Origin of the sequence: Kitasatospora sp. NPDC018058 (assembly GCF_044327205.1) — a bacterium.
Classification (GTDB): Bacteria; Actinomycetota; Actinomycetes; order Streptomycetales; family Streptomycetaceae; genus Kitasatospora.
Window position 1 is genome coordinate 1 of the sequence record NZ_JBIRFA010000102.1, and the last position, 9,049, is coordinate 9,049.

The 9,049-nt window shown below is 70.9% G+C and carries 10 protein-coding genes and 1 pseudogene; 5 read left to right on the plus strand and 6 right to left on the minus strand.

Features of this window, described 5'->3' with window-relative positions; all coding sequences use genetic code 11:
- The first annotated feature begins 550 nt into the window (after positions 1-550).
- The gene (locus ACH4E7_RS44835) at positions 551-1,297 is read left to right on the plus strand and encodes a hypothetical protein (protein WP_396255000.1); all 747 of its coding nucleotides are present in this window, start codon (positions 551-553) and stop codon (positions 1,295-1,297) included.
- A gap of 35 nt (positions 1,298-1,332) precedes the next feature.
- Here ACH4E7_RS44835 and ACH4E7_RS44840 read toward each other — a convergent pair whose 3' ends face one another.
- The 5 genes from ACH4E7_RS44840 to ACH4E7_RS44860 form a co-directional block, all read right to left on the minus strand.
- The gene (locus ACH4E7_RS44840; protein WP_396255001.1) at positions 1,333-1,593 is read right to left on the minus strand and encodes a tetratricopeptide repeat protein; all 261 of its coding nucleotides are present in this window, start codon (positions 1,591-1,593) and stop codon (positions 1,333-1,335) included.
- Between the two features lie 209 nt (positions 1,594-1,802).
- Positions 1,803-2,495 carry a DUF4232 domain-containing protein gene (locus ACH4E7_RS44845; RefSeq protein WP_396255002.1) on the minus strand — a complete coding sequence of 231 codons (693 nt, stop codon included), beginning with the start codon at positions 2,493-2,495 and terminating at the stop codon, positions 1,803-1,805.
- A 319-nt stretch (positions 2,496-2,814) separates the two neighbouring features.
- Entirely contained in the window at positions 2,815-3,075 is a 261-nt protein-coding gene (locus ACH4E7_RS44850) for a hypothetical protein (protein ID WP_396255003.1), read from the minus strand.
- Positions 3,072-3,383 carry a DUF6247 family protein gene (locus tag ACH4E7_RS44855; protein WP_396255008.1) on the minus strand — a complete coding sequence of 104 codons (312 nt, stop codon included), beginning with the start codon at positions 3,381-3,383 and terminating at the stop codon, positions 3,072-3,074. Before ACH4E7_RS44855 ends, ACH4E7_RS44850 begins: the two co-directional genes overlap by 4 nt.
- 577 nt (positions 3,384-3,960) lie before the next feature.
- A complete protein-coding gene (locus tag ACH4E7_RS44860; protein WP_396255009.1) occupies positions 3,961-4,413 on the minus strand; it encodes a DUF664 domain-containing protein in 453 nt (150 codons plus the stop codon).
- On the opposite strand from ACH4E7_RS44860, the gene ACH4E7_RS44865 reads away from it, so the two are divergent.
- The 4 genes and pseudogenes from ACH4E7_RS44865 to ACH4E7_RS44880 all read left to right on the plus strand — a co-directional run bounded on the left by ACH4E7_RS44865 (position 4,354) and on the right by ACH4E7_RS44880 (position 6,732).
- Positions 4,354-5,508 carry a HEAT repeat domain-containing protein gene (locus tag ACH4E7_RS44865; RefSeq protein ID WP_396255004.1) on the plus strand — a complete coding sequence of 385 codons (1,155 nt, stop codon included), beginning with the start codon at positions 4,354-4,356 and terminating at the stop codon, positions 5,506-5,508. The two genes, ACH4E7_RS44860 and ACH4E7_RS44865, sit on opposite strands and share 60 nt — an antisense overlap.
- A 1-nt stretch (position 5,509) precedes the next feature.
- Positions 5,510-5,620: pseudogene (locus ACH4E7_RS44870) on the plus strand (IS5/IS1182 family transposase); the annotation flags it as partial.
- A 73-nt stretch (positions 5,621-5,693) separates the two neighbouring features.
- Positions 5,694-6,266, plus strand: a complete 573-nt coding sequence (locus ACH4E7_RS44875; RefSeq protein WP_396255005.1) for a YceI family protein — start codon at positions 5,694-5,696, stop codon at positions 6,264-6,266.
- A 331-nt stretch (positions 6,267-6,597) separates the two neighbouring features.
- Positions 6,598-6,732 carry a hypothetical protein gene (locus tag ACH4E7_RS44880; RefSeq protein WP_396255006.1) on the plus strand — a complete coding sequence of 45 codons (135 nt, stop codon included), beginning with the start codon at positions 6,598-6,600 and terminating at the stop codon, positions 6,730-6,732.
- Between the two features lie 17 nt (positions 6,733-6,749).
- Here ACH4E7_RS44880 and ACH4E7_RS44885 read toward each other — a convergent pair whose 3' ends face one another.
- A complete protein-coding gene (locus ACH4E7_RS44885) occupies positions 6,750-8,816 on the minus strand; it encodes a multicopper oxidase family protein (protein ID WP_396255007.1) in 2,067 nt (688 codons plus the stop codon).
- Between the last annotated feature and the right edge of the window lie 233 nt (positions 8,817-9,049).

A 9,049-nucleotide genomic window follows, 5' to 3' on the forward strand; every position in this document is an offset into this window, starting at 1 on the left:
CCGACCCGCAGGACGGTCCGCGCGGCGGGCCAGCCTCGCCGAGCTGCGCAAATGTCACGGCCTGGGTCACGGGTGGCGTCGGCGCGCGACCACTATCGTCCGTCGTGGACCTCTTTCCATGTGAGTGGGCTCACGGTTTATGTACCGTTTTGTCCGATTTGTCGGTCACTGGCCGAACCGCCACCGACACTCCCCGTGCGGACGATCCCCCGGACCCGAGACCCACATCACACTCGCCATACGCGAACCGCGAACCACCCACGCCGTCGACACGATCAGAGCCCGTACGGATGGTGCAGGAGCGCGTGACAGCGCGATCGAGGCGGCCCGGCTCCACCAGCCCGACTGAACGTCGTACGGGAGGATGGCCTGCACCCTGGCCGTGTAGGCGGGGTTCGCGTCGGGCGGGGGTCCTGCGTCGCCGGGGCGCTCGGCGAAGACGCCTCGGCGGCGGGGCCGGTGGCGGGCCGCAACCGGAGGCCGCGCGGCGGCGTCCACCCGGATACGAACGGTCGCCCGACCGCCGTACTCCTGGGGGGGATTTCCACACGTGCCGATCAACGACGCCGTACCCGCGCCACCGCCGCACGGCCCCCTGCCTCCCTGCCCGAGCTGCGCGCTGACCGACCAGGTCCGCAGCGTGCCGGCGGTCCACCTGGGCGAGCGGCGGAACGTCACCGTGCGCACCTCCGGCCGCGACGGCCGCACCGAGACCCGCGAAGAGGTCTCCGCCCTCGGCCGCGCCCTGGCACCCGCGCCGCCCACCACCAGCACGGCGATCCAGGCACTGGCGGTCCTGAGCTTCCCGACACTGGCCGGGGCGGTCTTCACCTTCATCGAGGGCATGAGGCAGCGCAACGCGGCCGCCGACCAGATGCCCGACCTCTCGCCACCGGACTGGGCGACCAAGCACCCGGGATTCCCGAACGACTTCCCCACCGACCTCCCGGGCTTCCCGAAGGCCGCTCAGGCTTCCCCGGCCACGCACGCGGCGGCCCCGCTCGCCGACGCGAACGACACGCCGGTCCCGCTCCTGGTGTCGTACCTGCTCCTGGCCGTCGCGATCGCCCTGCTGGCGGGCGCGACCGCGCTGTTCCTCGCCAGACGGCGGCGCCTGAAGGGCCGACCGCGGGCCGAACGGCTCTGGAACCAGGCCTGGTACTGCGCCCGTTGCGGCACCGCGCACTTCCCGCCCACCGCCGGGCAGGGCACCGGGGCATTCAGCCTCGCGGAGTTCCGCAAGGCGGTCTGGACGGCGGGCGGCTACGGCGACCTCGCCGAGCGGTACCGGCCGTAGACGTGTCCGACCGGTCCCGCCGGGTCGGCCGGCCGTCAGGGGCGTGCCAGCGCCGCGAGGTCGGCCTCGACGGCCACCGTGTACGGGTGCCGGGCACCGAAGTGCTCGCGCCAGGCGGTGGCGCAGCGGGTCAGCTGCGCTGTGGCCTCGGGGCGTCGGCCTTGGGCGGCGAGGGCGCGGGCGAGGCCGAGGGCGAGGCCGGTCCCGGGGTGGCGGGCCAGTGCCTTCCGGGCGAGGGTCTCGGCCTCGGTGTGCCGGCCTGCACCGTCGAGGGCGAAGAGCCGCGCGCTGTGCACGGAGGAGCGGAGGTTGTCGCCACTCCCCAAGCCCCGAACCGGTCACCGCCATCGTGTGCGGGGCGCGGAGCGGCCGGCGCCCTGGGCGGTTGTGCCCGTCTCCGAGTGGGCCACCCCGAGCGCCTGCCGGATCGCCCTGTTCGACGTCGCCTGCGGGCGCAGAGACGGCTGAGCTGATCGGCCGTGGCGACCTGCTCGCACGGTCTTCGTCAGGACGGGCTGGTGGCCAGCAGTGCGGTGGTGGTCACCTTGTTGTCGCACTCGGCGAAGAGGCCGTCGTCCAGGGCTACTTGGTGTGCTCCCGCGCCCGGCAGGCCCAGCACGAGGGTGGGGTAGGCGACCGGCGTGGCCCCGGAGACGCAGTAGCCGTCGGCCTCGCCCTGGACCTGGACGAAGGTGAGCTTCACCCAGGCCTTCCCGCCCGGGGCCAGCCGGACCGGGGCGGCGGAGCCGGTGTGGGCCACCGCGAGCGGGGCGTTGCGGTCCGGGGAGCCGTTGGCCGCCCCGGCCACCGTCGGAAAGCCCTGCAGCGTGCACGGGCGCGCGGAGGTGTTGGTGAACGCGACGATCGCCGCTCCCACCCCCGTGCCGTCGGGTCGCTGCTTGGCCTGGTGGGCGTCCGCCTTGAGGTCGCCGGCCGCACAGGTCGGGGCCGCGGCACCGGCAGACGCGGCTCCACTGGACGACGCGGCTCCCGTGGCCGGTCCCCCGGACGGCGTGCTGCCCTTGGTGGGAGCCGCGGACGCGGCGCTCGGCGCGGCCGAGGCGGTTGCCGCGACCGACGGGGTCCCGGGCCCGTCGTTCCCCGGCCCGCACGCCGTGGCCAGCACGGTGACCATAGCGGCCGAGACCACGGCGACTGCGGCTCTGCGGGCCTTCTTCCCGTACTGCATGTCCTGCATGACGTCCCCCGAAGGATCGAGCGGTGCCGACCCAGCGCAGGCACCTGCCCGGTACACACCGCCGTTCCGACACCGGTTCCCCGAGCGGCCGGCTGTGACAGGACGGTGACGAGATCGGGAAACCCCCGGTCCAACGGGTGACGACCGGACCGGTCACGGCAGCGCCACGCTACCCCGTGACCAGGTGAACATCGACGCGGAGACGCGGTGCGGCACCCGCTTCCTCACCGGCCGACAAACGGCGGACGCGCCGGCCGATGACCCGGTTCCCTCGGACCGGAACCAGCGACCGGCCCGGCCTGGTACCGGGCACGTGGCGTCAGCCGAGCCAGACGATGTCGATGACGTGCAGGCGGCCCGCCAGCCGGTTGACGAGGTAGACCAGGCTGAGCTGGCCGATCGAGGCGGAGCGGATGTCCTCGCCCTCGACGTCGGTGGCGTCCCATTGGGGCCATCCCCAGGGAGTGCGGGAGGCGATGTCGAGCAGGTCGGCAACCATCTGCCGGGCATGTGGGGGGAGTTCGGCGAAGGTCTTGGCCGCCTGTGGGGACAGGCGCGCGGGCCAGACCCGGTCGCTCATTGGCCGTTCCCCGTGAGCTCGGCCAGGTCGACGCCGTCCTCGTCGTTCATTCCTGCGGCGATGAAGCCGTCGACGGCCGGTGCGCTGTCCACCTTGAAGCGCCAGGTGCGGACGACCTCGTGCAGGGGGGAGAGGTCGTAGGTCTGCCGGGAGTCCTCCAGCGCCTTGGCCCAATCCCGTTCGAAGGCGGGCAGCCACCGGGCCGAGCGTTCGGGCCGCTCGGCCCGGATGCGGGCCAGCAGCTCGGCAGCGGCGCGCGGGGCGGGGGCCGGCGGCGGGGCGGGAAGGTGGTCGGGCTGGGCGCTCATCGAATCCTCCACTTCGTCGTCGGTCACGGTACGGCAATCGGTGCGCACGGTGACGGGCATCGGCCGACACTGTCCCATTCCCGGGTCCGACCACGGCGATGGAGGCGTCGTACGCGGTGCGACCGCTGCCGGGCCCGGTCGGGCGCCGGCGGCAGCGGGTGTGGCACGGGGCAGCCTTACCGCACGGCGCCCCCGCTGCTGCGGCGACGGTGGCAAGGCGCCCTTGCCGCATTCCGGTGTGCTGCTGCGTACGCCCGCTGGGGAGCTCGATCGAGTCGACTTTCCGCGCCGAGCGAGGCCAGTGCCCGCCGGCGGTGAGGCGGGAGCCGTCTTGCGACGCTGATGGTCCTTTCCTGGGAGAGACCCGCAGTCCGGGCGGCGTCCCGGCTCGACATGGGTATCCCGGCCGATCTTGGGAGTGAGCAGCCAGATCATGCCGGCATCCCCCAGCAGGTCGATGGCGTACATGAGCATGTCGGTGAGGTCGTCGTCCTCGTCGCGGGCCGCACCCGCGTCGCCGAGGGCATGCACCGCCACCGCGACGGCACGGCGCTGCCCGGCGAGCGGCGGTCTGCGGTCAGCGGCCGGTCGTGCCGTCGACGAGTTCGCGGAGGATGTCCGCGTGGCCCGCGTGACGGCCGGTCTCCTCGATCATGTGGGTCAGTGCCCAGCGGACGCTCGGCGACGGGCCCGCACGCCCTGGCCGGGGAAGCGGTGCGCCGGGGTCGGTGAACCGGTCGAGGGTCTCGTTCGCGCGTTCGACGGTGGCCCGGTAGCGGGCGACGACATCGGCCACGCCGTCCTGAGGGGCCGGCCGGAACGTCGCCTGCCAGTCGGTGACCGGCTCACCGAGGAAGGTCGCGCTCTCGACGGCGGTCAGGTGCGTGAGCGGGCCGGGCAACGCCCTCACGTCCCGACCTCGTGAGGAAAACCCGTTGGCTGCCGGTGTCCCTGCTGGAACGATCCTGGGATGACCGACCACTGCGACGCCGTCCTCCGTCTGTGGGGTCGCCAGCTGTACGAGCGTCAGAGCGAACCACTCGTCTGGGCTAAGGCGGTCCTGCAGGCCACCGGTCGCCCGCCGACCGCCCTTGCTGCGGCGATGTCCGGCCGGCTCGACGCCCTCGCCGACGTCCCGTCCGACCGCGCGCGGCTGCTGTTCCGTACGGTCGCCGAGCTGGCCGCGAACCTGCGCGGCGACGGCCGCTACGACGCGGACGCCGGCACCCGAATCGGCCCGCTGGCACTGCGGCTGGGCGAGCTCGAACCGCCGCTCGCCGGCCCGCTCGGGGACGCGCTCGGCCACCCACCGGACGGACCGGCATCCCTGGTCACCGTCCACGCCGTCGAGCTGCGCGGGAACCGCACGACCCGGTTGCGGGCGATCGACGCGCTGCTGGAGTGGGCCGAGCTCGGCCACCCGCAGGCCCGGGCGGCCCTGTCCGAGGTCGCCTCCGACCACCGGACGCAGGACATCACCGTCTGGACCAAGACACTCAACCGGATCGCCCTGTTCGGCGACGCGAGCCTTGAGCCGGGCCTGCTGCGCGCGCTCGCCGACACCGGGCACCGCGGGGTGCGGTGGTCGGCGCTCGCCTGTGCCGAGCTCGGCTTCCGCCGGGCCGTTCCGCTGGTCACCGCCCTGCTGGAGCATCCCGACCCGATGGTCCGCGAGGGCGCCTGCGAGGCGCTGGGCCTCCTGGAGGAACACACCGCGGTGCCCGCTCTGGCCGCCCGGCTGAACGACGAGACCGACTGGGTGCGCAGCAGGGCCGCCCGGGCCCTCGGCGAAATCGGCGGCGACCAGGCGCTCGCCGTGCTCTGGCAGACCATGACGGAACGCCGGAACCCGAAGGCCGGTCACCTCGCCTCGGCGATCGCCGCCTTCGGCCCGCCGGTGGTGGACGGCCTGATCGCCCTCACCACCGACCCCGACCCGGACCTGCGGGCACTGGTCTGCCGTGCCCTCGGCTCCACCGCCGACGACCGGGCCCTGCCAGTGCTGGAACGTCTCGCCGCCCACGACCTCGCCAGGACCAGCCTCGGCGGCATGGTGGCGACCGCCGCCAAGCAGGGGCTGCGCACCGCACACCGTATTCGCGCGCGCACCGCACCGCCCGCCTGAGCTCGCGTGGCTCTCACGACCACTGCCGGGCCGAACCCACGACCTGACCGAGGCCCGGCGCCACCGGATCGTCGCAGCCTGTGCCCGGCCGCGGGTCCCGGCGCTCGCGGACGGCCGGGCGGGACGCGTGCGCTCAGGCGGCCGTCCTATCGTGTTCGGAGGGGCGAGCATGCCGAGGAGCTGCCATGGCTACCGCGAAATGGTTCTTCGAGCCGGGTCACACTGCGGCGGAGTTCAGTGTCAGACACATGATGGTCACCTACGTACGCGGACAGTTCAAGAACGTGCACGGCGTCCTGGTGGTCGACCCGGACGCCCCGGAGAAGGCCCAGGTCGAGGCGACGATCGACGCGACGCAGGTGTACACCGGGCAGCCCGACCGCGACACCCACCTGCGCAGCGCCGACTTCTTCGATGTCGAGCGCTATCCGACGTGGACGTTCACCGGCTCTCGCATCCGCCAGGTGAGCGCGAACGACTTCGAGGTGACGGGCGACCTCACCATCCGCGGATCGACACGCACCGTGACATTCGATGTGACGTATCTGGGACAGTGGGACACTCCGTGGTGGGAGGACGGCCGGGATCTCGGTCCACGGCGCCGGGCCGGATTCGTCGCCAGAACACGCATCGACCGCCACGACTTCGGCGTGAGTTGGAACGACGTGGTCGACCGAGGTGGTGTCGTCGTGGGCGACATGGTCGACGTCACGGTTGATGTCGAGGCAGTCCTCGAGCCCACTGCAACGGCAGGTTGACGGCGGGCTGACTCCTTTCGCCATCCCCACCCGCTTCGACGGCGGACGAGACCGCGTCGCAGTCGTCATCCCCGGTGTCGGGTACTCGCCGGCAAGGCCGCTGCTCCACTTCGCCCGCGCTGCGCTCCTCCACCACGGCTGGACGGTCCAGGAGTTGTGGTGGCGGATCCCGGACGACTTCTGCCGGTTGGTGAGGGGCCGGGCAGGGCCTGTAGCCGGGCGAAGGCGGTGGCGAGGCCGTGGCGCCGGGACCAGGTGACGGCGATCCGCAGGTGCAGGCGCCGGGCGCCGGGCGCCGCGGGTGAGCCGTGCGGCCCGGACACGGCCGCAGGTGAAACGCGCAGGCTCACACTCGAAGAAGCCGGAGAACGTCCGCCGCTCCTTCAAGCCGCCCCCGGAAGCGATCGCCGAGGTCACCGGGCAGCCGGTCGCGGACTCCCGCTTCCTTCATCCCGCCGCCGAGTGATCACCGCTGAAAAGACCTCAATGGCTGCGCTGATCAAGCACTTGCAACGGCCGCATCATTTCATTGTCCTCGTGGTCCATGATGTGGCAGTGCCAGACGTACCGTCCCGCAATGCCAAAGCGAACCTTGACGCGGGTGATATAGCTCGGCAGTGCGATCACGGTGTCCTTGTATCCGCCTTCCCCTGGTTGTGGGGGTGACGATGCGCCGCCCGCGATCGCTTGGCGGTCGAGGACCTGGAATCCGATCTGATGGATGTGGACAGGGTGTGCGTCGCCGGTGAAGTTGTACAGTTCCCAGATTTCGGTGTCGTCCTTCACCGGCGTCTCGGTGACCGGGTCCGACCACAGGAGCGGGGTGGCTGAGCCGCTTGGCGTAACTGTGCCAAGCATGTCCATCGTGGGCGCACCGGCGAAGTACGCGGAGTCCTCTTCGTTGAGTGATAGCTTCCGGACCGTCCGGCTCTCGGGAAGCGCCGGGATCGAAGGAAGCACGATCTGTGACGGCGGGGCACTGGTGTCGGTGGAGGCAAGGGGAACGACGGCGAATTTCATGACCTGCCCTGTGGTCGCGATATTCGCCGGCGTGAAGTCGGTGACTGGCGCGCCGCCGCCGTACGCCTCGTCCGGGCCTTCATTGATCAAGTACAGCCCGGTGCCGACGGTGGCGCCGGTGAAGTCGACCACCACGTCGGCGCGCTCTGCGGGGGCCAAGAGGAGTTGATCCAACTGGACCGGGGCCGGCAGGAACCCCTGGTCGTTTCCGATCTGCCAGAAGGGCAATGCGGGGCTGACGGGGCGGGGGGCTGTGGCGTCGGCCGCGATCTTCAAGATGAGAGTACGGGCGTTGCTTGCGTTGAGGATGCGCAGGCGGTACCGCCGCGGCTCCACGTTGAGTACCGGCCAGGTGTTCCCGTTGACGACCATCGTGGTGCCGAAGAACTCCGGGTTCCAGATTGGCGGAATATCGGTACCGGGGATCCACGGACCGTCCGGCGGGGTGTCCCCGAAGTATCCGCGACTGCTGGGGAAGAAGATCGACCCGTCCGCGTTGAAGGACTTGTCCTGAACCACCAGGGGGATTTCGTAGGGGTTGGCACCGTGCGCACCGTCTCGCCCCGGTGCCGGCCCGGGAAGTACTCCCGAGGGGAGATCGGCAGGTCCGCCTCGCAGCAGGTAGAAACCGGCAAGGCCCGCGTAGACATTCACCCGGGTCATGCCCAGAGTGTGGTCGTGGTACCAGAGAGTCGTGGGGCGCTGATCATTGCCGTACGCGAACGTTGCCGACCCGGGGCGCCAGCGGACGCCGTAACGGTCACGGAACTGCTCGGCGAACCGATCGTAATAGGTGCCTACGCGAGCATAGTCGCGAGGAATATCACGAGATGCCGGCAGGTACCAGGCTTCGGGGTATCCGTCACTCTCTTCTCGGCTGTACCCACCGTGCAGATGGGTCACGATGGGCACCGGTCCCGTGTACGGCCCGGGAGTGGCTGGGAAGGTGGGCCGCGAATCACGTCCGGCCCTTCCGCCAGGAGGGTTCGCCCAATGCAACGTGGGGTCCACAGCGCATAGATGGGGCAGATAGAAGCCGCGCGAGGTGACGAGGTCGTTGACCCATGTCACGGAGATCGGCCGATCCACACGGGCTTCGATGGTCAGGCCCGGCGTATGAAATGATTGCTCGTGGCCGACGGCTCCGTAACCCCAGACCGTGGTGGCCGGCATCCCGATCGGCAGCATTTGCTGCCGGAACTGACGGATCGCGATGCGGTAGGAGTCCCGGCCCTCGCCAGGCATTTTGCCGAGAAGAAATAGCGGCGTTCTGTACTTGGGTACGGATGACGGATCGAGCGCGCTTCCCGATGGCGGCGAAGGATGCGGGTGGCGCCGACCGTACCGAAGAGCATCCGACCCGGACAGAGAATTGACTGCGCAGGCACGACCGCCCGCAAGTACGCCGGTAAAACCTACGGCACCGACTGCCGCAACCGTGGTCCTGAGCAGCTCGCGTCGACTCGGCGGGGAATTCTCAGCGACATCAGCAGCCTGCGAATTCTCCAGAGGATCGGCATCCTTGATCACGCTCGAATAGTATGCGCACGCTATGGAGCGCGGCGTTATTTCCGCCAGTCGACATGCCCCACCTCTCAAAGTCCGATCATTGGACTATTGGCGAGGAAAGTCGGTCTCGGGGATCCATTCGAAGGGTCTGCACCAACGCGAGAGGGCCCGTGCCGCGCGGATCGCGCGGGCGCGGGCCCTGTCGGGTCATCCCAGTGGTCCCTGTCCGGCCCCCGGGGTGAGGGGGAGGGTGG